13 protein-coding genes are annotated in these 25123 nt (G+C 44.3%); 10 read left to right on the top strand and 3 right to left on the bottom strand.

Annotation, left to right across the window (positions count from 1 at the left end):
• Nucleotides 1-49: 49 nt before the first annotated feature.
• Nucleotides 50-1336 carry an urea ABC transporter substrate-binding protein gene (gene urtA, locus NEJAP_RS02100; RefSeq protein WP_236591033.1) on the bottom strand — a complete coding sequence of 429 codons (1287 nt, stop codon included), beginning with the start codon at nucleotides 1334-1336 and terminating at the stop codon, nucleotides 50-52.
• A gap of 292 nt (nucleotides 1337-1628) precedes the next feature.
• On the opposite strand from urtA, the gene NEJAP_RS02095 reads away from it, so the two are divergent.
• A complete protein-coding gene (locus tag NEJAP_RS02095; RefSeq protein WP_201349078.1) occupies nucleotides 1629-1826 on the top strand; it encodes a hypothetical protein in 198 nt (65 codons plus the stop codon).
• Between the two features lie 237 nt (nucleotides 1827-2063).
• Nucleotides 2064-2369: a c-type cytochrome gene (locus NEJAP_RS02090; protein WP_201349077.1), complete on the top strand. Its 306-nt coding sequence runs from the start codon at nucleotides 2064-2066 to the stop codon at nucleotides 2367-2369.
• A gap of 57 nt (nucleotides 2370-2426) precedes the next feature.
• Here the strand turns inward: NEJAP_RS02090 and NEJAP_RS02085 are convergent, their stop codons facing one another.
• Both NEJAP_RS02085 and pomA read right to left on the bottom strand, forming a co-directional pair.
• Nucleotides 2427-3365, bottom strand: coding sequence for a flagellar motor protein MotB (locus NEJAP_RS02085; RefSeq protein WP_201349076.1), 939 nt, complete (start codon nucleotides 3363-3365; stop codon nucleotides 2427-2429).
• 12 nt (nucleotides 3366-3377) lie between these two features.
• The gene (gene pomA / locus NEJAP_RS02080) at nucleotides 3378-4133 is read right to left on the bottom strand and encodes a flagellar motor protein PomA (RefSeq protein WP_201349075.1); all 756 of its coding nucleotides are present in this window, start codon (nucleotides 4131-4133) and stop codon (nucleotides 3378-3380) included.
• Between the two features lie 202 nt (nucleotides 4134-4335).
• Here pomA and NEJAP_RS02075 point away from each other — a divergent pair, with 202 nt between their 5' ends.
• The 8 genes from NEJAP_RS02075 to NEJAP_RS02040 all read left to right on the top strand — a co-directional run bounded on the left by NEJAP_RS02075 (nucleotide 4336) and on the right by NEJAP_RS02040 (nucleotide 25103).
• Complete coding sequence (locus NEJAP_RS02075; protein ID WP_201350426.1) at nucleotides 4336-4575, top strand: exodeoxyribonuclease VII small subunit; 240 nt, start codon at nucleotides 4336-4338, stop codon at nucleotides 4573-4575.
• A 4-nt stretch (nucleotides 4576-4579) separates the two neighbouring features.
• Entirely contained in the window at nucleotides 4580-5464 is an 885-nt protein-coding gene (locus tag NEJAP_RS02070) for a polyprenyl synthetase family protein (protein ID WP_201349074.1), read from the top strand.
• On the top strand, nucleotides 5464-7212 hold the full coding sequence (locus NEJAP_RS02065) for a 1-deoxy-D-xylulose-5-phosphate synthase (protein ID WP_201349073.1): 1749 nt from the start codon (nucleotides 5464-5466) through the stop codon (nucleotides 7210-7212). Before NEJAP_RS02070 ends, NEJAP_RS02065 begins: the two co-directional genes overlap by 1 nt.
• A 435-nt stretch (nucleotides 7213-7647) precedes the next feature.
• Nucleotides 7648-9438, top strand: coding sequence for an efflux RND transporter periplasmic adaptor subunit (locus NEJAP_RS02060; protein ID WP_201349072.1), 1791 nt, complete (start codon nucleotides 7648-7650; stop codon nucleotides 9436-9438).
• 3 nt (nucleotides 9439-9441) lie between these two features.
• Nucleotides 9442-11601, top strand: coding sequence for a hypothetical protein (locus tag NEJAP_RS02055; protein ID WP_201349071.1), 2160 nt, complete (start codon nucleotides 9442-9444; stop codon nucleotides 11599-11601).
• 108 nt (nucleotides 11602-11709) lie between these two features.
• The gene (locus NEJAP_RS02050; protein WP_201349070.1) at nucleotides 11710-13200 is read left to right on the top strand and encodes an efflux RND transporter periplasmic adaptor subunit; all 1491 of its coding nucleotides are present in this window, start codon (nucleotides 11710-11712) and stop codon (nucleotides 13198-13200) included.
• Nucleotides 13201-13310: 110 nt separating this feature from the next.
• Nucleotides 13311-21971, top strand: coding sequence for a DUF4347 domain-containing protein (locus NEJAP_RS02045; RefSeq protein ID WP_201349069.1), 8661 nt, complete (start codon nucleotides 13311-13313; stop codon nucleotides 21969-21971).
• 36 nt (nucleotides 21972-22007) lie between these two features.
• Nucleotides 22008-25103, top strand: coding sequence for an EAL domain-containing protein (locus tag NEJAP_RS02040; RefSeq protein ID WP_201349068.1), 3096 nt, complete (start codon nucleotides 22008-22010; stop codon nucleotides 25101-25103).
• Nucleotides 25104-25123 lie beyond the last annotated feature (20 nt).

Genomic DNA, 25123 nt, shown 5'->3' with positions numbered 1-25123 from the left:
TGGCAGGCTCTTTGGGTCACTCTTTAATCAGGCTAATAAATTGCCAAGATTAAAAATTCTGACCAGAACACTTAGCGGTTTTAACGTTGTAGTTACCGCAAGAAAGCGGCGCTCTCCAATCAGAGATGAGATCTTTAGAACCTTCCAAGAAATCAGACCACGCATCACCGGCAACCGTACCTGCGGTATTCCAAACAACTTCAAACTGACCATCATCCTGAATCTCACCAATCAATACTGGCTTAGTAATATGATGGTTAGGCATCATGGTAGCGTAGCCACCTGTCAGGTTGGGTACAGACACCCCGATAATAGAATCCTGCACAATAGCGGGTTCGGTTGTACCTGATTTTTTCACAGCCTCAACCCACATTTTGAAACCAAGGTAGTGTGCTTCCATTGGGTCGTTTGTCACACGGTCTTCATTCTTAATATAGGTCTGCCAGCTATCAATAAACTCATCATTAGCTTCGCTATCAACACTCATGAAGTAGTTCCATGCTGCCAAATGCCCTACCAATGGGCCTGTATCGATACCCGATAGTTCCTCTTCACCCACAGAGAAAGCAACAACCGGAATATCAGAAGCAGCTACTCCTTGTGAGCCTAGCTCTTTATAAAAAGGAACGTTAGCATCACCATTAATCGTTGAAACTACAGCGGTTTTCTTACCTGTAGACCCGAATTTTTTAATATCAGAAACAATGGACTGCCAATCTGAATGCCCAAACGGGGTGTAATTAACCATGATATCTTCAGCGGCAACGCCTTTCGCTTTCAAGTAAGCTTCAAGGATCTTGTTAGTGGTACGTGGGTAAACATAATCGGTACCTGCGAGCACCCAGCGTTCAACGCCTTGATCCATCAAATAATCAACCGCCGGAACCGCCTGCTGGTTAGGCGCTGCACCGGTATAAAATACATTTTTAGATGACTCTTCGCCTTCATACTGCACTGGATAAAACAGCAAGCTGTTAGTTTCTTCAAAAACAGGCAACACCGACTTACGAGATACGGAAGTCCAGCAACCAAAAACAGCATCCACTTTTTCTTTAGAGACTAGCTCACGCGCTTTTTCAGCGAACAATGGCCAATTTGATGCAGGGTCTACAACGACCGCTTCTAACTTTTTGCCAAGCAGCCCACCTTTAGCATTTTGCTCATCAATCAGCATCAACATAGTATCTTTTAGTGTTGTTTCACTGATCGCCATCGTGCCAGATAGCGAGTGTAAGATACCCACTTTAATAGTTTCTTCAGCCTGTGCAACTTGAGCTGCAGTCGAGAAAACAACAGCACATGCCGCCCCTAATAAAGTCTTTTTAAATGTGTTCACTGTATGCTCCTTCAGATGATTTATGAGAACCATTACTGCACAAGCCATTCCAGTTTTAAAATCCCTAAGTTTTTCAATAACTTATCAGTAAATAGTATCGACAAAAAAATACGAAGCTGCACAATAAAAGTTCACATTAAAAACAACGATGCTGCTAACGCACTACAAAAGAGCATATCGACTTTATTAAGCGTACGTACTAAGAAAAGAATAACTTTCGAGCAACTCTCTGACATAAAAGCGTCACAATTATCATGCACTATGTGATGGTTAATTAAATGAGGAACAAACGATGGAACACCATCATATAGGCGTTCAGCTGAAGCAATTACTGAAACGCGGCTATTCAATAAATGATGCAAAAAAACTATTAAAAGCCCCGCTTGATATTACTGAAAAAGCTATGCATGAAGTTATGGCTGATAATAACTCTGAACAAAAAGCCTTGTTAAGCCAACGCAACCAAGCTCGTTACGCGATGCGCCTCTAAAGTTATTATCGCAAGCATAAGGCGCTCATCTATCGCCTTATGCAGCATAGATTATGGTTTCCACCTAAAGCTTGATATTTATCATGTTATTCATAGCTTTCTTCCATCAGACTACCAATTCATGGCATATTAATACCACTTCATCTATTTACTTAAGTAGGATGAACGACCTAAACTGCCGTCCATTATACTAATAATCTTACTTCTAATGACAAGTGAACCAATAAGGGTATTACTATGAAAAAAGCTTTGATTCTAGCAGCAGCTGCTGCATTGATGCTTCCTGCTGCTGCAAACGCTGAACGTACTGGCGAAGAAGTATATAAAACTAAATGTTTCGTTTGCCACGCTTCTGGTATTGCTAACGCACCAAAACTAGGCGACGCTGCAGCATGGGCTCCGCGTGCAGCTAAAGGCGCTGATGCGTTATTAGCGACGGCTAAGTCAGGTATTGGCGCTATGCCACCAAAGGGTACGTGCATGGATTGTACAGATGTTGAACTAACAGCAACTATCGATCATATGCTAAACAACTCTAAGTAATTCTTAGAGCAAAAAAACCGCCATATGGCGGTTTTTTTTATCTAAGCAAATCTAGCACTAAAAAATCTCATTAGGCGCTAAACGTTCACCTTCTGAATCTCCCAGACCTCTTGCCTGAATTTTTTCGAGTAGCTCTTTATCTTTGCCCTTTTGAAGAACAATTTCTACACGTCGGTTAGTTGCACGATTTACGGCCGAGTTGTTCGGTACCAACGGTTTACTGTCTGCATGCCCAATAATCTGGTATTGAGACTGATCAATACGAGGATCATCAAATAGCTCATTGGCAACGGCCAAAGCACGAGCTGCCGATAGATCCCAATTAGACTGGAATGATCTGCCAGAATAAGGCACATTGTCAGAGTGCCCTTCGATAGAAACAGCCCCTTCAACATCAAGCAATACATCACGTATTTTTGCCATTACCGGGATGTACTCAAACTTCAAAGCAGCGGAGCCTGAAGAAAAAGAGCCTTTCTCTTTAACGCGAATAATGATTTTGCGCTCGTCTGTTTCTACTTCAACACTACCGTCACCAATTTCTTGTGCTAGCGCTGTCGCAAATTTTACTGCTTGCTCTTGCGCTTCATCTTTTAGCTGCTGTTGTATTTTCTCCAACAATTCAGCCTCGCTCTCTTTTTTATCTAGATTCTCAGCCTCGCCTACTTCTGATCGAATATCTAAGGTATTCATATCATTATTGACCGTCATCTGACGAATCTCATTCAGTGGAGTCGGCTCAGGGCGCCCTGGACTAAACTCTTGAGCGATAATAGAGGTCCCCTTAGGGATATCTTCTACCTTGATCTCGTTTTGTACACCAAACGCTTCACGCATTGAGCCTGCTAGCTGCTTGAACTTCAACACATCCATCTCTGAAAAAGAGAGGAGTAGTACAAAGAAGCACATCAGCAGTGACATCAAATCTGCAAACGTTGCAACCCACCCCGGCAAACCGGCAACGCAAGGGGGGCACTCTTGTTCTTCATCACTCATAACTCAAATCCTCTAACTGGCCACAACCCGTTTTTTCTCAGGCAGGTAGTTTCTGAGCATTTGTTCGATAACACGTGGATTCTGGCCCGCTTGAATCGCCAATAAACCATCAATTGTTAGTGCTTGGTTAAGTTCTTCTTCATTTTTACGCACACCCAACTTATCAGCCATCGGCAGAACGATCATCGTTGCTATCATGGCACCATATAACGTTGTCAAAAGCGCCACAGCCATCGCAGGTCCGATCGACTTAGGGTCACTCATATTTGAAAGCATCTGCACAAGACCTACAAGTGTACCAATCATCCCCATGCCGGGAGCAACATCGCCCATCGCTTTGAATATTTCGCTGCCAAACTCATGTCGATCCGATGTTAGCTTCATCTCTTTATTAAGCAGCGTGCGTACTATTTCAGGGTCATGACCATCTACCAGTAGCTGAATACCTCGTTGCATAAAATCTGTGCTAACCGTTTTGTCTTCCAGAGAAAGCAAACCGCCTTTACGTGCTGCATCAGCTAGCTCAACAGTTTCGTTGATAATATCTTCAGGACTCACCGACTTGAACATAAAAGCTTTAGCTGCAACCTTACCTGTTGCAAGAAACTGACTTAGTGTGAACTTCATCAAGGCAACTAAAATCGTTCCCCCAATAACAATAAGCATAGAAGGTCCGTTCACAAAGGTGCCGATATCACCACCCGACATCATGGCAGCGATAACAATACCGAGGCTGCCTACCAACCCGACGAGTGTCGCTATATCCACACAAATCTCCTTTTACATCAAGCTAATGACTGTTTGTCTGTTATATTTTAGAGGATAATACCAGAATAGATGACTGGTATACTCTACAGATATAACTTTAAGTATAAGTGTATGTCGGCAGTTTTATGAATTGATTTACCTCTAGTTTTAAATTCGGTATCAATTCGATTATTTTACGGCTCGTCCAGTATGGGATTTCATGATGCCTCGCAAAAAGAAAACACCTGATTTCGAACAATCGCTAGCAGACTTAGAGTCCTTAGTTACTCAAATGGAGAACGGCGACTTAACATTAGAAGCCTCCCTTAATGCCTTCGAAGAAGGTATTAAACTCACTCGCGAATGTCAGACAATGCTCGACCAAGCCGAACAAAAGGTCCATATACTTACATCCCAAAACGATGAGCATAAAACTGAGCCCTTCAACATAGAACAGGAATAATCCCGTGGCATTGCAGACCGCCATTAAGACATATCACCATCGTGTAGATGAGCAGCTCAAAAACTCGCTCGTGCACAACAGTATAGAACCTCTCTTGCAGGATGCCATGCGATACGCATTATTTAATGGCGGAAAAAGAGTGCGCCCATTACTCGTCTATTTGGTTAACCAGCTACTTAACGGCGATATAACTCATGCAGATTCATCCGCATGCGCTATTGAATGCGTTCATAGTTACTCCTTAGTACATGATGACCTTCCAGCGATGGATGATGATGAGTTAAGGCGTGGCAAACCTACTTGTCACATCGCTTTTGATGAGGCCACTGCTATTCTTGCCGGCGATGCCCTGCAATGCTTTGCATTTGAACTGCTTAGCTCTACAAACAACCCAGCGAATACAAGCACTAAATTGCAAATGATCTCTGTATTAGCAAGAGCCAGTGGAGACAAAGGCATGGTGGCCGGGCAAGCATTCGACCTGAGCCATGTGGATAAGCCGCTAGCACTTGAGCAGCTAAAACAGATGCATGCTCATAAGACGGGAGCATTGATTAATGCTGCAATTGAACTGGGCTACTTATCGGCAGAGTGCCAAAACCTAGAAACGAAAACAGCCTTACTCGCTTATGGAGAGGCTATTGGGCTGGCCTTTCAGGTAAAAGATGACATCCTCGATATTGAAGGTGACACACAAACACTCGGTAAGCCGCAAGGATCAGACTTGGAACAAAACAAGCCTACCTACCCTGCACTTCTGGGCATGGAAGGCGCTAAAGCAAAACTAGATAGCCTGCACAGAGCAGCACTAGACGCCATGCAACCCTTTGGCGAACAAGGAAAACTGCTAAGGGAATTGGCTGACTACATTGTTAACCGGTCCCACTGATGTTTACTAATATTCCTACTGCACGTCCTGTTACTCCATTATTGGACAGCATCAATTTTCCAGCGGATCTTCGCCGCCTATCTGACACGCAGCTATCAGAAGTAGCTGAGCAATTACGCGCATTCTTGCTTTATAGCGTGGGGCAAACAGGAGGACATTTTGGTGCAGGCTTGGGTGTAGTAGAACTAACTATTGCGTTACATTATCTACTAGACACACCCAACGACCACATGATTTGGGATGTTGGGCATCAATGCTATCCACATAAGATCCTTACAGGCCGTCGTGAGCAAATGCTGACTATTCGCCATAAGGATGGGTTAGCGCCTTTTCCTCGTCGTGAGGAAAGCTCATACGATGACTTTGGCACAGGGCATTCAAGCACATCAATTAGCGCCGCACTTGGTATGGCGGTCGCCGATCAATTGAATGGAATACAAAGCAAAACAGTCGCGGTTATTGGCGACGGAGCCCTTACAGCCGGTATGGCTTTTGAAGCGCTTAATCATGCGTCACATACAAACGCCAACTTATTAGTTATCCTCAACGACAATGATATGTCGATATCTCGTAATGAGGGTGGGTTAGCCACTTATTTAGCTAAAAACCTTAAGCTAACCAAAGGAAATCGCAGCAAAATAACGGCAGCATTATTTGAGGCGCTGGCTTTTGAATATCAAGGACCTATTGATGGTCATGACTTTGAGGCTTTACTACCCGCATTAAAAGACGCTCTAAATAAACCTGGGCCACAGTTTTTACATATAACCACACTTAAGGGCAAAGGTTTTTTACCCGCAGAAGCAGACCCTGTTGGTTATCATGCCATCACTAAACTTGAGCCTATAACTGCGCCCCAAAAACCTAAGCAAGCTACTTTTGCAAACCACTTTGGTCGCTGGCTACTACATAAAGCGCAACAAGATAAAAAATTGGTAGGTATTACACCTGCCATGCGTGAAGGGTCAGACTTGATTGCGTTTTCACAGACGTTCCCAGAACGCTATTTTGACGTAGCCATTGCAGAACAGCATGCTCTAACTTTTGCTGCAGGTCTTGCCTGCACAGGAATCAAGCCCGTCGTAGCCATCTACTCTACTTTTCTACAGCGTGCTTATGACCAACTAGTACATGATATTGCTATTCAGTCTTTAGACGTTTTATTAGCCGTGGATCGTGCCGGGTTAGTTGGGGAAGACGGTGCAACTCACTCAGGCAGTTTTGATATTGCCGCCATGCGTTGTATTCCTGGTCTCGTCATAATGACCCCAGCAGATGAGCAAGAACAGTGGCTAATGCTTAACACTGGCTATGCATACAAGGGGCCCGCTGCAGTGAGATACCCTCGCGGAAGCGGATCCTGCCCAGAACCCATCTGTAACGATGAAACCCTACCAATAGGAAAAGCAAGGCTATTAGTATCAGGAACGTCCGGCACTGCAGTACTTAGCTTTGGCCCGCTACTTCCTGAAGCAAAAGAACTAGCTAAGAAAGGCCAACATACACTGGTAGATATGCGCTTCGTGAAACCTTTAGATACGGAACTACTCAGTATTTTGATGAAAACACATCAGAGTTTTATCAGTATTGAAGATCATGCAATACAAGGTGGTGCAGGCTCTGCCGTCGCAGAATTTATTGCACAATCAGCTTGGCAAGGGTCACTAAAAATTCTAGGCATTCCAGATGAATGGGTTGAACACGCCACAAGAGAGTTCCAATACTCAGAAAATATACTTACGTTTTAGCTTTTACTTACCGGTGCCTTAGGTCACTGGTAAGCCCTCCTTATTTACATAATCACATAGATACTTTTCATTACATAGCTTTGATAACCTGGTAGTTTTTTTATTTTCAAACAAATTAAATCAAAAAATCTCATATTATTAAGCTAATATTCATCTTTTATAACAATGAAAATCTTTCATCAACCCGTTATTTTTTTATTAATAACTACTTACTAATAAACACCTCACATGTGTAATTCATGGTCTATAATTTTTCTATAAACATGGATAGAAACAGACTTAAAAGCCTGTAAACACGCTAGGAAGAACATAACTTCCAAGAAGTAACCCCAGTGAGAAAAATAGTGATTACATCATCACATTTATCAAAAAACATCACCCACTTATTACCCTCTAAGGGCAATGCATCAGCTGTTGTAGCTTATTGGTTAAGCGATGCCTAATTCAAACAATAGTGGCACACCTACACCGCCTAAAACTCCTCATGAAGTTGATCACTGGTTAGACTGGCAGTGCAGGATGATTTCTGATGTAAATAGCGGCGCGGTGTATTTATCTGAAAAAAATGCTATCAACCACCCAACACCATTAGCAATATGGCCTTCTACTAGCCAAGTATCATCAACTCAACAAATCATTGCTTTAAAAGCCATTAAAGGTGGAGCAGGTATTGCTCAAAAAGAAGTAAGTGACGACGCCAAGGTGTTTGATTATGTTGCCTACCCCCTACTACAAAAAGACAGAATCATTGGCGCCGTGGTGCTTGCACTAGAAATCAGATCAGACCAACAGCGCCAAGCTGTTTTACAATTACTGCAATGGGGCACTGTCTGGGCAGAAAAAGCGCTTGAGCAAGCCTACAATGACCGTCACCACACCTCGACACTTGCCTTAAGCTCTGTTGAACTGTTTTCACGTAGTGAACCACTTGCCGTTTCCGGGTATAACTTCTGTAATTTATTAGCTGATCACTTTGATTGCTCAAGAGTCATTCTAGGTTTAAAAAAAGGCCTACAGGTTCAAATCATTAGCATATCTCATCAATTGCAATTTGATCGACGCATCAATCGAATCAGCCAAATAGAGTTCGCAATGGAGGAATGCATTGAATATAGCAAGCCCATATTTATAGCCAACAAGACCAACAATGGAGCTGGATCAGCGCACATTCATACTCAACAGCTGCTCAACGACAGTAATGGTTGCGTTTTTTCTGCCCCATTATTATACGGTGAAACACAAATAGGCGTGCTAACTCTATTCAATGAAAAGAATAGCAGTTTCGACAACACTTTTTTTGATCAGATAACCGCTATTAATGAGCATATAGCCCCCATAATTAACCTCAGGCAGCATAACGATCAACGCTCTTGGAAAAGCAAAGAAGCAAATATCAAGAAGCTAGGTAGCATTAGTCATCTTCGTTTCAAAGCAACAATAATAGTCAGCATTATTGTTGCGATACTACTAACGCTCATCCAAACGGAACAAATTGTTTCGGCTAAAGCAACGATTGAAGGAGCGACCCAACAATCCATTGTTGCGCCTTTTAGCAGTTATATTGCCACGGCAAATGCTAGAGCGGGCGACAGTGTTGCACAAGGACAAATTATCGCTACATTGGACAATCGAGACTTACTGCTTGAGCAAGAAAAATGGCTCACTGAACGCGCAAAACATGCCAAAGAGTACCAAGAAGCTCTTGCCACTCGAAACAGGGCTCAAGGAAGCGTGCTAAGTGCCCGTATTGCACAAACAGATGCTCAACTAAATCAAGTTAATAAGCAATTACAACATACACAGTTACTAGCCCCTTTTGATGGCCTACTCGTCAGTGGCGACTGGAATAGAGCTTTAGGAGCCCCCATTGAACGAGGGCAGCTTTTATTTGAAATAGTGCCAATAGATAGCTACAAAGTAGCTTTACAAGTTGATGAACACGACATTGCCTCGCTCTCTTCAAAACAGCTAGGAAAACTACGATTAACAGGACTACCAGAGCAATTCATCCAATTAAAAATCTCACGTATCTTACCTATTGCCTCTGTTGCACACGGCAGCAATAACTTTCACGTTGAAGCAGAAATTTCTGACATCCCTCCCGGTATGCGACCAGGAATGCAAGGCATTGCAAAAATCATTACAGGCCGCGCTAGTATATTAAGCGTCTGGACTAAATCACTTAAAGATAGACTGCGCTTATGGGCGTGGTCTCTAGGTTTTTAACAGATGACTGCTAACCCTACATTCGACCAGCCAGCACCATCACTCTGGGAGCATATAGCAGAGCTGAAGCCACGCTTACGAAAAGATGTACGCATTCGTGTTCAATATTACCGAGGCGAACGTTGGTATATTTTGCATGATGAGTCATCAGGTAACTTTAATCGTTTCAATGCATCTGCCTTTCAGGTCATAGGACGCTTAAATGGCGACTTCAGCATCCAAGAAATATTGCATTTAGCCAACACACCTCAACATCAAGACCAAGCGCTAAAACCTGAAGACATAATGCAAATTTTAGCGCTATTACACAACGCAGAAGTACTACGCGATGGGCTTCCGCACAGCGCCCAAGACATTATTAACCGTTACACTCAAGCCCAGCATTCACGAAAAAAAGCCCTCAATAATCCATTATCGTTGCGCATCCCTATCTTTGATCCCGACCAGATGCTGACTCATTTAGCACCTTTATCTCGCATAATTTTTTCCCGTGCAGGCTTATATGTATGGATTGGAATTATGTTACTGGCTAGTATTTTAGCGGTAGCTAACGCCCAGCTAATTACAGCCGCTATCGGTGCAAAGTCGTTAAGTACCTCAGAAGTTGTGTCATTCTGGATTTTATTCCCTGCGATCAAAATACTTCATGAGTTAGGACATGGCATGGCTGTTAAAGCCTGGGGGGGAGAGGTGCACGAAACAGGCATCACCTTACTCGTTTTCATGCCCGTTCCTTATGTAAACGCATCCGCCGCATCAGCTTTTCGTGACAAGAAAAGAAGAGTGATGGTTGGGGCTGCCGGCATTTTTGTAGAAATGCTACTGGCGGCATTAGGGTTATTCATTTGGTTACTAACAGAACCCGGCACCATTCATGATGCTGCACTAAATATCGCTATCCTTGGCAGCGTGTCTACCCTACTCTTCAATGGCAATCCTTTACTAAAATTTGATGGTTATTACATCTTAGAAGATCAAATTGAAATCCCTAATCTTGCTTCACGTTCGGCCCGGTTTTACCTATACCTCATGCAGAAACACATTCTAGGACTATCTGACACTCGATCACCTGTAACCGCCGCTGGGGAGCACGCATGGTTTGCTTTTTACGGGCTTGCGTCACCTATCTATCGTTTAACTGTTTTAGTCAGCATTGCTTTATACCTATCGACAGAGTTCCTTATCGTTGGGGTCATTTTGGCATGCTGGGCTCTTTTCATGCAGCTACTCAAACCGCTTATATTCACCTTGTTATTTTTAGCCACTAGCCAGCGATTAGAAGCTCGTCGTATTCGAGGTTTTGTTGCTTTAGGAGCCATTCTAGTATTATGTTTTGGTTCATTAATAGTACCTATGCCTCTGGTAACACAAGCGCAAGGGGTTATAACTTTCAATGAGAAAGGCAACATCCACAGTACATCTGACAGCTTTGTAAAAGAAGTGTTAGTTTCATCAAACAGTCAAGTTTCATCAGGTGAACTGCTTTTATTATTAGAAGACGAGACCTTACTTACTCAGCAAAAAGCACTAGAAGCACGCTTATCCGAGCTACAGACACAACAGTTTACGGCACAACAACGTAGCCGAATCCGCGGAGCGATGGTAACTGATGACATCAATGCGGTGACAGCTGAACTAAAAGAAATCGCTAGTCGTATTAATAACCTTCAAGTGCGTAGTCCACTTGATGGTCGCTTTATTTTGCACAATCCACATGAGCTACGCGGAAAATTTATACGCCACGGTGAAATACTGGGTTATGTCATACAAGATAAAAAACCAACCATACGTGCGGCTATCACTCAAAAAAGCGCAGGCTTGTTACGTGACAAACCTATTTCCATCCAAGTAATGCTAGCAGACCAACTTGGTACACCTATACAAGCAACATTACTACGAGAAGTGCCAGCCGGCAGTAAACAGCTACCTAGCGCGGCGTTAGGAGCACTGGGAGGCGGTTATATTACTGTCGATACCAATGACCAAAGCGGCTTAACAGCAACCCAAAAGATATTCCAGCTAGACCTCAGTCTACCTGAAGGAACAAAAACAGCAGGCATTGGAGGCCGCGTTTACATTCGCCTAAACCACGGATCAGAACCTTTATGGAAACAATGGACGCGCAGCACTCAACAACTTTTATTAAGTCGCCTATCAATATAAGAGCCAATACTAATGAACTAACCGATAAGCTGGATTAATCCACAAACCATACGATACTTAATAACATACTGATAAAGAATCAGTTTAACGCTCAACCGAAGGCAGTGCATGACTAAAACGCTACACCGATATAGCTATCAGGTTTTCACGTTTACTTTCTGTATATTACTTTCCAGCATTACTTTAGGGAATGAAACTCATACACCTCAAATACTAGAACCACTAGACTGCGTGATAAACCCAAGCATGGTAGCCGATTTAGGTAGCAGTGTTCCTGGCGTACTAAGCACTGTATTTGTAGACAGAAGTGATTTTGTTGAAGCTGGGGATATCGTTGCCAAATTAGAATCAGGAATCAATACTGCAGCGTTAGAATTAGCGCGTACAAAAGCAGCACTCACGGCTGAAATTGACCTTCGCCGTACTAATGCAGCTTTCGGTAAGCGTCAGTACCAGCGTATTGAAGATTTATTTTCAAAAAATGTCATTTCAAATAAAGACATGGATCAAACTCAAACCGAAACAAAGCTCACACAGATTCAACTACGCCAAGCAATGGATAATCAAAAACTAGCACGCTTGGAGCTAGTGCGTGCAAAAGAAGTCTTAGCACGCCACTCAATTAAAAGTCCTATAACTGGCGTTATAATGGAGCGCTTTAAAACAATGGGTGAATATGTAGATGACCAGCCTATTGTTCGCGTAGCCCAACTATCTCCTCTTCATGTAGAAGTCATTATACCAGTAGAGCAACTAGGTAGAATTCAGCAGGGTATGATTGCTGATGTATCCTCTGAGTCTGTTAACGGTAAGTGGCAAGCAAAAGTTAGCCGAATTGATCGTGTTGCTGACGTTGCCAGTGGCACCTTCGGTGTTCGTTTAATATTAGAAAACCCTGATTACAAAATTCCAGCGGGGTTGCGCTGTCGTATAAACTTTTTACATCAGGAAATCCCTGCCGTTACTTCAGCGATAGCCGAACAAAAAACAGCACCAGAATCAGAGCAACTAACCGCTCTAGACACCTCTGCAGTGAGCAATGGGCAGGGCAAAAAAGACACAAACAAACACCCATCAAGGATGCCTTCAATAGAAACCAGGATCGCTGGAAACTCAGCGGAAACAGATCACTGTTCTTGGTTAGGCCCCTACATAAACGAAGCCGCAGCTATCACCGCAGCAAGCACATTAAATACACAAAACCTAACAACCACAGTCGAGCATGACACGACCAATGAACAGGTTGGATTTAAAGTACTGTCACCTCTCTTTGATTCTAAATCTCAAGCAAGAGCTTACTTAAAACGCTTACGCAAAGCAGGTGACAAAGACCACTTTTTACTTCCCAGTAAGCATGGCGAACCTCTACAAGTATCTCTTGGTTTATACGCAGGCCCTGAAAGTGCAAAGCAACGTGTCACTCAACTAAAGAAAAAAGGTTTCATTGTCATAACGCAACCAAGATTCAAACAAAATAAGCAATACTGGCTATCCATAAAAGACCAGCAATCACGACTCATCCCAGAAGATCTAAAGCAACTAAAAAATACTAGCCAAAGTATTAAATTAACATCATGCAACCAACAGGCCCGCCTCTAAAAACCTCAACATTTTATATTTGTTGAATCAGCCAAACTGGTCTATTTTTTAATTGTGTACAGAAAAATATTCATTTGTTTTTTCTACTAATTGTGATGTCTCTATTTCATATGAATAAGTCTGCTTTCAAACGTAAGCAAGGATATAAAGCACCCGTTATCGAAGGGCTTGAACCCCGCATTTTGCTTTCTGCAGATGTGCCTGGCCTTGATGTTTTAACAAATACCAGTATTGCAGAAATTGATGATGCTATTTCCAACATTTTGCGGGATGCAGAAGCAGAAGTCGCACGTATTAATGTACAACCATCTCAACTAGAAAGTGAAAGCACTAACCACTCAGTGCTCGAGCCCGAAAAGCTTTTACCAATAACAGCAACCCAAGAAACAAGTATTCGTCACGAAATCGTCTTCATAAATTCAAACGTACCTGATTACGAACGGTTACTAGAAGACATAAAGCGACAAACTGAAGATGCTCGTAACATAAGCGTGTTGGTGCTTAACTCTCATATCAATGGCGTTGAGCACATTACAGAAGTACTTGCGAACTACACCAACCTAGATGCTATTCATATTCTCTCTCATAGTAGTGATGGGACGATTGACCTAGGTAGCGCCCAACTTAGTAATAACAGCCTGCCAGAATATCAAAACCAACTTCGGCAGTGGGGAGAATCACTTAATACTCAAGCCGACATTTTGATTTACGGTTGCAACTTAGTATCTTCTGGCAATGGCCAAACATTAATAGAGCAACTATCCGAACTTACACTAGCAGACATTGCCGCATCTGATGATCTAACAGGCCATGCAGAACTTGGCGGAGACTGGGAACTTGAATATTCAACGGGGAATATCGAAACCAATATAGTTATACCCTCATATACACAAGCTGACTGGCAAGTAACGCTAGATATCACTAGCAGCCTTGTCGCACATTACACCTTTGACGAGGGCAGTGGCTCTACTGCTTTTGATAGTAGCGCATCAGCCAATAACGCCTCCTTAATTGGGTCTCCAGTTTACTCAACAGGCATTGTCGGTTCTGGGGCGTTAAATTTTAGCGGCGACTTCGATTATGTAGACGCTCCCGATGCTGTCGCTACAGACTTTGGAAGTGGCGACTTTTCTGTTGGCTTCTGGTTTAACTCAACATCATTAGGGACAGCAGCTAGGCTTGTAGGTGACTCTATTGGCGCAGATGGCTATATACTTTATGGCTCAGGCTCGGGGGAAGTAAATTTCCTAATCACATCAGGAGCGCAACTCCAAACCCTTACAGCAGGAGGTTTATTCGACGGAGAGTGGCACCATGTAGTCGGGACGCGAAGCGGCAATGACTTCTCATTATATATTGATAATACCCTCGCTGATTCAGCAACAAATGCACTAATCGGTAGTGTTGATAATACCGTAGCTCTACGAATGGGAGCTACTGATGGCGTCAGCAGTGATTATGACGGCCTTCTTGATGAAGTACGTTTATACAATCGAGCACTAACCAGTTCAGACATTACCGAGCTCTATAATAATGTTGGAAATATACCCGTTATTATTAGTAGTGGCGGAAATGATACAGCAAATATTTCTGTCATAGATGGCACTACAAGTGTAGCAACAGTATCGGCTATTGATAACAATAGCGGCACTATGACTTATAGCATTTCGGGTGGAGACGATGCTTTAAAGTTTTCAATCAACCCTACTACGGGGGTGCTCACATTTGCATCAGCTCCGGAGTTTTCAAGCCCAACTGACACTAACCTAGATAATGTTTACAAGGTAATCGTCCAAGCAAGTGATGGCATTGATGGATCAGATACTCAAGCAATCGATGTCATGGTCACAGATTCTACCTACCCAACATCATATGGAGCGAATAACACTTTTGAATGGATCACTAATGTTACCTTTGCAGGTATCAATAACACGACAGGACAAGATGGCGGGGGGTACGGCGACTACACTGCTCAGTTTGCTAGTGTAGCAGCAGGTACATCTAATGACCTATCCATCACTATTAATGCTTATAGTGATGAATACATTAATACTTGGATAGACTGGAACCAAGACGGCGACTTTCTCGACATAAATGAAAGCTATACGCTAGCAACCAATGTGATGGCTAACGGGCCTTATACATTATCCATTCTCGCCCCTACTGATGCAGTAGCAGGCACAACAGTCATGCGCACCAGTGTTAAATATCAAGATGCGCCGGCATCGAACGAGATAATAGGGTTTGGAGAAGTTGAGGATTACAGCATTACGGTCACGTCCGCTGTTACATCCCTCACTGTCGACACGGCAACAAATGATAATGATAGCGGCATTACTAACGGCAATGCCAGCCAAGATACTGCCTGGCTAAACCTAAATAAAGGAGGTGATGCTGCTATCTCTTTGCGTGAAGCAATTATCGCGGCTAACAATACCTCCGGCACAGATACCATAAACTTTAATATTGCTGGATCAGGCATTCATACGATTTCATTAACCTCAGCTCTCCCCGCTATCACTGAAGCAGTAATCATCAATGGTACAACCGAAACCGACTTTAGCGGAGCACCGCTGATAGCAATTGATGGTAGTTCGGCAGGTGTGGTCAATGGGCTTTGGCTTCAAGAAGGAAGCGATGGCAGTACTATTCGTGGCTTACAAATACTCAATGCTGGAAATGACGGTATAAAGATAGACTCCAGCAACAACTTGATCGCAGGGAACTATATAGGCACGGACGGTATTGCTGACTTGGGCAGCACCTATGACGGTATTCGTATCAGCGGCAGTAATAATATTATTGGTGGCACTACGGCATCTGATCGCAACGTTATTGCAGGCAATAACGATGATGGCATTCAACTCCAAAGTACTGCAACTGGCACCGTCATCGCGGGAAACTACATTGGTGTGAACGCGAGCGGGCTGGGTAGTATTGGTAATGGGTCTGCGGGTATTGAGCTTTCAGGCACCACACAAACCACAACAATTGGAGGGACAGTAGCTAATTCAGGGAACATCATAGGTGGTAACCAAAACGGTATCGTTTCATACGGCTCCGATAACAATACTATTTCAGGCAATTATATCGGCATCGGCTCTGACGGCCTTACAGATATAGGTAACAGCATAGATGGTATACGCCTAGAAAGTGGTTCCACCAATAATGTAATTGGTGGAACCACTACAAACGAGCGAAATATCATATCAGGCAACAATGATAATGGTATTTTCATTACGGGTACTGGCACAACAAATAACACCGTACAAGGCAACTTCATTGGCACCGATATAACCGGCACCATTAGTGTAGGCAACACTGCTGCTGGTATTGAGATTAGTAGTAATGCAGACGCAAATACCATTGGCGGAACCACGGTAGCGGCGCGTAATATCATTAGTGGTAACTCTGATGGTATTTACATTCAGAATGCCGATGGAACCATCATTAAAGGCAACTATATCGGTACGGATGTAACCGGCCTACTTGATTTAGGTAACAGCGATAGAGGGATACAAATAGAAAGTGGTGCAGATAACACCATCATTGGTGGTACAACATCAGCAGCACGCAATGTTATTTCGGGTAACAACAGCGACGGCATCATTATCAGCGATGGAGCCAGCCCAGGTACCGGAACAACAGGAACAGTCATCCAAGGCAACTATATTGGCGTTGGCTCAGACAGTACAACCGCTATTAGTAATGGCACTAACGGCATACGCATCACTACTGAATCTAACCATACGATAGGCGGAACAGAAGCAGGCGCAGGTAATATTATTGCTTTCAACGCAGGCGATGGCATCTTACTTTCAGATAATGCGGCTACCGATAATACAATCCTTGGAAATTCTATCCATTCAAACACCCAACAAGGGATTGATTTAGGCAATGACGGCGTAACTGCGAATGACCTTGTCGACGGAGATGGAGATACTGGTGCAAACAGCTTACAAAACTTCCCTGTGCTCTTTGCTGCTAGTGTTTCTGGGGTAAATACAACCATTACAGGACAGATAAACTCAAACCCAAATACTACTTATCGTATTGAATTTTTTAGCAGTCCTGTTGGTACAGAAGACCCTAGCGGGCACGGCGAAGGCGAAACTTACCTTGGCTACATTTCTGTTACAACAGATATAAATGGTGACGCTTCAATTAATGCAGTGTTTGGTGTATCAATTGCTGCAAATGATCGAGTCAGCTCAACAGCCACAGTGGATCTGGGAAGTGGAAATTACGGTGCAACGTCTGAATTCTCAATGAACGTCATTACGACTTCTCCGAGCGTATTTACCCAGACATTACCAGGCGCACAAAGCATTGGCGAAAATCAGACACTAACGTTTAACGCCACCAATGGTAATGCCGTCTCGGTAAGCGATACCAATGGTACAACGGATACTCGCCTTCAGGTTTTCATCTCCGTAAATGACGGAATACTTACCTTGTCACAGACGACGGGATTATCCATTCTTGGCGGGGCCAACGCTAGCTCATTTATGACAGTTCATGGAAGTGAATCCGATCTAAACGCCGCATTAGAAGGGATGACCTTCACACCCGACACCAGCTTTAGTGGAGCAGTCTCTCTACAGATGACGACATCCTTGGGCGCTGACATGACCGGTTATTACAGCTTCGATGCCGGTAATGCCATCGACGACAGCGTTGGCGTTTCACAGAATGGAGTACTTATAAACAATGCGTCAAGCGTAACCGACGCAACCCGCGGGGAAGTATTAAGCCTGGACGGCGACCGCGACTATGTTCAGATAGCTTCAATGTTTGGTGATCCAGCGAATGTGACTCTAGCCGCCTGGGTCAACTACTCCAGCTTCGACATCAATGGTGGGGAGGTTATCACGCTAGGAGGCGATATCGCTCTTAGAGTCGATGACGGCTCAAAAGGGGTTACCGGATTTTTTTACGACGGCAGCTCATACCAATTCATTGAAAGTAACATCAGTCTGTCAGATGGGAATTGGCATCATATAGCGTTTAGCTTCGATGACGTATCGAACACTCAAAAGTTATATATTGATGGAGCAGTTGTTGGCTCAGCCACGCTGACATCATCAATCACTTATACCGGTTGGTTTGGAGAGTCGCGTATCGGAGCACACCCCAACGACGGTGACGCTAACTTTGACTTCAACGGTCTAATAGACGATGCAAGAATTTACACTCGCGCCCTTTCCTCAGACGAAATTTTCAATCTAGCAGCTGATAACACCGAGGTCAGCAACAATGTTGCTATCACAGTGACAGCTGCCAATAACGCACCGACTGTTGGCGGCGGGTCCTTACCGGGTATCACTGAAGACTTAACGAACCCTGCCGGTGAAACCATTAGCAATCTATTTTCTGGGTCATTCAACGATGTTGATGCAGGTTCTAGCATGTCTGGGGTCTTGATCACTAACAACCCTGAAAACGCCTCACAAGGCACATGGCAGTACTCTACTGATACGGGTTCAAACTGGTATAACATCGGAAATATTGCCTACCCCAATTCTTTAGCACTTGATACATCAACCAGTATCCGTTTTGTCCCCAGCACCGATTACAACGGCTCGCCCGATGTTCTATCACTTCGCGCACTTGATAATACCTACTCTGGCGGCTTTACCTCTGGTGCTACAGCAGCCACTGCGGATGCTTCAAGCCCAGGAGGCTCTTCATCGATAAGCAGTAGTTTAGTCTCTATCAGCACAGTGGTAACTGCTGTCAATGATGCGCCAGAAATGCCAACTGTCGCTGGCATGTTCTTGACAGCCATTACTGAAGATAACGTAAACAACGGCGGTAATCTTGTTTCTGAAATTATCGCCAGTAATGGCGGCAATAGCATTACCGATGCGGACGCAGGCGCACTAGAAGGCATTGCTATTACTTCAATAGACAACAGCAATGGTACTTGGCAATACAATATCGGTGGAGGCTGGCTGGATGTGGACACTGTCTCATTTTACCAATCCTTATTGTTGCGTGATTCTGATAGCTTACGATTTGTGCCTGATCAGAAAAATTCTGATATTGCATTTATTACTTTCTCGGCTTGGGATCAAACTTCAGGTACCACTGGAACCAAAGTAGATACCAGCACTTTCGATACATCCGGTGCTTTTAGTTTTGCGCTTAATACGGCGTCAATTTCTATCACCGGAATTAACGATGCGCCGACCGGCACCACGCTGGTCGTGGCCGCTCTGGAAGAGACCGCCACCGCCATTGATATCAGTAGCCATGTTGCCGATGTGGATGGCACGGTGGTGCTGAGTACTACCACGGTGACCGTTGGCCCCAGCAACGGTAGCTTAACCAACAACAGCGACGGGACGTTTTCTTATACCGGTAACCTGAACTTCGTCGGGGCCGATAGCTTCACCTACACCGTTGAAGATAATGACGGCCAGCTGTCGTCAGACATCACCGTGACGATCAACGTCAGTGACGTTAACGATGCGCCGGCCGGCACAAACAAAACAGTAGCGACGCTGGAAGATACTGACTTTGTTTTTGCTGCCAGTGATTTTGGTTTTACCGACAGCAGTGATTCCCCTGCGAATAATTTACTTAATATAATTATCACGAGCGCACCGATAAACGGAGATCTTTTTCTAGATAGTAACGGGGATGGCATTATCGATGGAGGAGAAACGCTAATTAACCTCGACTCAATAGCCATAACAGACATCAACGCTGGAAAACTCAAATTCAAGCCAGCGCTTAACGGCAATGGTTCAAGCTACGACGCCTTTACATTCCAGGTTCAGGATGACGGTGGCACGGCTAACAGTGGCGTAGATACTGACCCTTCGACCAATACAATTACGATTGATGTGACACCGCAGAATGATCCGGCCACGATTGGCGGCAACACATCAGGCTCCGCCGCCGAAGGCGTGGTGGTCACCGGGACCCTCACCGCCAGCGATGCCGATGGCTTAACCGATGGCAGTTACTTCAGCATCAGCGGCACAGCGGCCAGCAACGGCACGCCAAGCATTGATGCGAGCAGTGGCGCGTGGACGTATACACCCAGCGATGCGAACTGGTTTGGGAGCGACAGTTTTGAGGTCACCGTCACCGATGATGCAGGCGGCACAACCACCCAAGCGGTGTCCATCACGATCACCAACACCGATGATCCGGCCACGATTGGCGGCAACACATCAGGCTCCGCCGCCGAAGGCGTGGTGGTCACCGGCACCCTCACCGCCAGCGATGCCGATGGCTTAACCGATGGCAGTTACTTCAGCATCAGCGGCACAGCGGCCAGCAACGGCACGCCAAGCATTGATGCGAGCAGTGGCGCGTGGACGTATACACCCAGCGATGCGAACTGGTTTGGGAGCGACAGTTTTGAGGTCACCGTCACCGATGATGCAGGCGGCACAACCACCCAAGCGGTGTCTATCACGATCACCAACACCGATGATCCGGCCAGCATTGGCGGCAACACATCAGGCTCCGCCGCCGAAGGCGTGGTGGTCACCGGCACCCTCACCGCCACCGATGCCGATGGCTTAACCGATGGCAGTTACTTCAGCATCAGCGGCACAGCGGCCAGCAACGGCACGCCAAGCATTGATGCGAGCAGTGGCGCGTGGACGTATACACCCAGCGATGCGAACTGGTTTGGGAGCGACAGTTTTGAGGTCACCGTCACCGATGATGCAGGCGGTAGCACTGCGCAGACCATCAGCATCACGCTGTCTAATATCAACGATCCTGCAGTTATTGACGGTGACAATACTGGCACCGTTACAAAAAACCTTGATGTTAATTTACTCTTAAGTACATCCGGCACACTCTCGATTACCGACGTAGACCCAGGACAATCAAGTTTCCTACCTGCTAGCATTACTGGAAACTATGGCATCATAAGCATCAACACTACTGGAGCATGGAGTTATTCAGCTGATAACTCTCAAGCAACTATCCAAGTATTAAGTGGATCTCAATCTTTACTTGATACTTTTACAGTCATGAGCGCCGACGGTACTACGCATAATATCGCTATCACAATTAACGGTATTGATAGCCCCCCTAGCGTAATCATTCCTATTACACCTGAACCAGAGCAGCCAACAACGCCACCGACAGAAGAGCCAGATGATGAAAATACCTCAGAAATAGAAGAAACCAACGACACGAATGAAACTAATGATACAGAAAACGCGACAGAAACTATTTTCGACGACAGTAGCTCATTAACCCCTGCGTTTATAACGGCTACGGCTACACCAACACCTCTCACACCCAATGACCTTTTTCTAAGCGTTTTGTCAGAAAGACCGTCTACAATTAAAACAACAGAAGACACTAAGCCTAGTGTTGAAATAACACAGACATTCCTTCAAGAACTTGCTTCATTCTGGAAAGATGATGGCATTGCTACAGTAGAGCCTAGTGACTCAAGTACTAAGAGCCTCGAGTTCTTAGATGATCTAGATAAAATGCTTCAAGATCTTGATGAATCAGAAATGGCGAAAGAAAAAGAACTAGAGTTAAGCGCAGAAGCCATCACGGGTGTAAGCATAACCTTGACTGCCGGTTTTGTTAGCTGGGCACTTAGAGCAGGATCATTAATGGCCAGCCTTTTAGCGGCCATGCCCGCTTGGAGGCATTTAGACCCTATGCCTATTTTAGCGGCCAATGAAAAAGATCAAAAAGAACCACTTCAGACTGAGCAAATTTTAGACAATATTCAAGATGAAAAAACAGAGAATAAAGTTGATGAGCTATTTGAGCGTTAAGGCCATACACCTATCTAATAACAAGTTGAAAAAACAATGAGACCAGCTGTTTCACCTGTTTTTCGCCTTTCTATTGGCTTGATCTTATTAACGATTAGCTTACTCTTAATAGGAGACTTGCTGGGTGTTATTCCCGACCAAAAACATGCTGAGTTTACGGCACGAAAAACCATTTCCGAATCACTTGCCGTGCAAGTTTCGTCAAGTATTGCACAAGGCCACATGGACTCTGTCACTGACACAATCCACTCTTTACAAGCTCGTAATCAGAGCATCCTTTCTGCCGGTTTAAGAACGGCTGATGGTCGCTTAATATCAAGTGCTGGAGATCATATAAGCTATTGGAAGCCCACTGATAAAAATGTATCAACAGCCACTCATGTTCAAGTGCCCATTCATAATGAATCTGGACGCTGGGGAGCGCTAGAAATCAGCTTCAAACCACTCGGAGCCAATGACTTTGAGCTTTTCAATGGTGGCTCCATTGTAACTGTCATTTTATTTATTTCTTTATCAGGTTTTATCGCTTACTGGCTTTTTCTCAAACGCGCACTCAATGAATTAGACCCAAGTGCGGTTGTCCCCGATCGTGTACGCGCAGCTCTAGATGTATTAGCCGAAGGGCTGGCCATGCTGGATACTAAAGGGCGTATTGTGTTTTTAAACACAGCATTTGAAGAAAAAATTGGTCAATCCTCCAATACTTTAATAGGTAAATACCTTTCAGATCTAGATTGGAGCGCCGCATCACCTAAAGACGAAGGCGGCCCATTAATCTTGCCCTGGCAACTTGCTTTAGATGGTATTGAAGCCCCCTCTTCGTCTCAGCTAAAGCTTACAACGGCTCTTAAAGAACAACTTAGCTTTGCTGTGAATATAGCACCGATACAAACACCTGCTGGAGATGTTCGCGGCATCGTCGCCACCTTCGATGACGTAACAGAACTGGAGCACAAAAATACTGATTTAAAGCGTGCACTAGACCGCATTCAACACAGCCAAAGAGAAATAACTCGCCAAAATAGAGAACTGCAAGTATTAGCTACCCGAGACCCATTAACGGGATCTCTTAACCGACGTTCGCTCTTTGATGGGTTTACAACCTTACTAGCAGAAGCCGCTGATGAAGGGACATCAATTAGTTGTATTATGGTAGATATTGACCACTTCAAGTCAATCAATGATAGATTCGGACATTCAACTGGCGATAAAGTCATCAAACTTCTTGCTAGGATATTAGTTGAAACAGCACGTACTGAAGACCTCGTAGGCCGCTATGGCGGTGAAGAATTTTGCATCGTACTTCCAAATGTAGATGAACAACAAGCTGCCATTATTGCAGAACGCATGCGAGTAGCTGTTCACGAAGGAAAAATTGATGAATTCACCAGTGCTATTCGTTTTACTGCAAGCTTTGGAGTTTCAAGCGATTTTGGAGGAACATCAACACCTGGAGCCATGATAGATTTAGCTGATAAAGCGCTTTATCAATCTAAAAATTCTGGTCGTAACCGAGTCACTCGCTGGTCAAAAGCAAGTAACACCGATGCCATGAGTAATGTAGATGATTCTGTAACACTCCCCTCAATCGATACTCACGAGTTAATAAACGATACACAGATTGAACGCGAAACAGAGCAACGACTACAACATCGCATAACAGAACTTGAAGCATTAATTCGCGCCCAAAGTACCCACGGTGTAGCCTCAACTGACGAAGCTACAGGCCTTCCCAACCGCATCGTTTTAGTTGACCGGATAAAACAGAATGTAGAGCGTAGCCGCCGCTGCAATACTAAAATAGCTGTGCTATTTATTGATATTGATACATTACAAGTAATTAGAAATACTCTGGGAGACCTCAGTGCAGAGAAATTAATCAAACTGGTCGCAGGCCGCTTGAATAAAACACTTCGTTCTACAGACACCGTCGCTATTGATGGCTCATCAAACATTGGCATTAGCGTTTCGCGTATTAGTAGCGGTGAATTTGTCGTACTACTAACGGATATGCAAAGTGATGAATCCACTACGTGGATTATCCAACGTATGTTTGCTTCTATGAACGAACCAATCCAAATCGAAAGTACTGAAGTATTACTTGATGTTCGTATCGGTGCCAGTATTTACCCTAATGATAGTGATGACCCTGATATCCTATTAGCAAATGCAGCGGCAGCATTACGTGAAGCTAAATCTGCACCCGGAAGAGACGTGTGCTTATACTTCAATAAAGAGATGAGCCTGCGTTCAAAAAGACAATTACGCATGGAAGGACAACTTCATCGCGCCGTTGAACGCGATGAGCTCTTTCTTGAATACCAACCAGTGGTCGACATGAGCACCGGTAGAATTTCTAGTTTTGAAGCACTAATACGCTGGCGCCACCCAGAACTTGGACTAGTCACTCCAGACAATTTCATACCTATCGCTGAGAATGCTGGCCTTATTGATGAAATTGGTAATTGGGTACTAAAAACCGCCTGCAGACAATTAAAAGCGTGGCAATCAAGTGGGCACGAGCATTTATCCATGGCAGTAAATTTCTCGACCGTTCAACTACGCAAATCTGAATTAGCTAATTTGGTCATAGATATTGTTGAGCAATCAGGTGTAGCGCCTGCATCAATAACTATAGAAATCACCGAATCAGCATTAATACAAAACCTCGATACTGCTGTCTCTATAATTGATGGTCTCAGTAATGCGGGGCTACGTGTCTCATTGGATGACTTTGGCACTGGCTACTCTTCTCTGAGTTACCTAAAGCGCTTTCCAATTGATATCGTAAAGATTGACCGATCTTTTCTACGAGACTTCCCAACGCATACACACGATACCGCAATCATAAGCGCAATCATTGCGATGGCACATAGTCTAGGACTGCATGTAATTGCTGAGGGAGTAGAAACCGAAGAACAGTTGAACGTACTGCAAAATTTGAAATGTGATGAAATTCAAGGCTATCTGTTCAGCAGACCCATTTCACGTGAACAAGCTACTACTCTTCTCAGAAAACCGACCGATATACGAAAAAGAGTTTGGGAGTCTGGGAGTCGCGACAATGCCGCTGAGAACTCTGCTCTTTCGGGTGTGCTTAATCACGCTCCTATACGAAAGCCCGTCATATAAGAGCGAATAGTTTGGGATAG

The sequence above is a fragment of the Neptunomonas japonica JAMM 1380 genome (assembly GCF_016592555.1).
GTDB classification, from domain to species: domain Bacteria; phylum Pseudomonadota; class Gammaproteobacteria; order Pseudomonadales; family Balneatricaceae; genus Neptunomonas; species Neptunomonas japonica_A.
This window is presented reverse-complemented; position numbering and strand designations above follow the sequence as displayed.

Bases quoted from the DNA above. Each gene is read 5' to 3' on its own strand.
- NEJAP_RS02095 (WP_201349078.1), top strand. From the start codon at position 1,629: ATGGAACACCATCATATAGGCGTTCAGCTGAAGCAATTACTGAAACGC.
- NEJAP_RS02090 (WP_201349077.1), top strand. From the start codon at position 2,064: ATGAAAAAAGCTTTGATTCTAGCAGCAGCTGCTGCATTGATGCTTCCT.
- NEJAP_RS02085 (WP_201349076.1), bottom strand. From the start codon at position 3,365: ATGAGTGATGAAGAACAAGAGTGCCCCCCTTGCGTTGCCGGTTTGCCG.
- NEJAP_RS02075 (WP_201350426.1), top strand. From the start codon at position 4,336: ATGCCTCGCAAAAAGAAAACACCTGATTTCGAACAATCGCTAGCAGAC.
- NEJAP_RS02065 (WP_201349073.1), top strand. From the start codon at position 5,464: ATGTTTACTAATATTCCTACTGCACGTCCTGTTACTCCATTATTGGAC.
- NEJAP_RS02060 (WP_201349072.1), top strand. From the start codon at position 7,648: ATGCCTAATTCAAACAATAGTGGCACACCTACACCGCCTAAAACTCCT.
- NEJAP_RS02055 (WP_201349071.1), top strand. From the start codon at position 9,442: ATGACTGCTAACCCTACATTCGACCAGCCAGCACCATCACTCTGGGAG.
- NEJAP_RS02050 (WP_201349070.1), top strand. From the start codon at position 11,710: ATGACTAAAACGCTACACCGATATAGCTATCAGGTTTTCACGTTTACT.
- NEJAP_RS02045 (WP_201349069.1), top strand. From the start codon at position 13,311: ATGAATAAGTCTGCTTTCAAACGTAAGCAAGGATATAAAGCACCCGTT.
- NEJAP_RS02040 (WP_201349068.1), top strand. From the start codon at position 22,008: ATGAGACCAGCTGTTTCACCTGTTTTTCGCCTTTCTATTGGCTTGATC.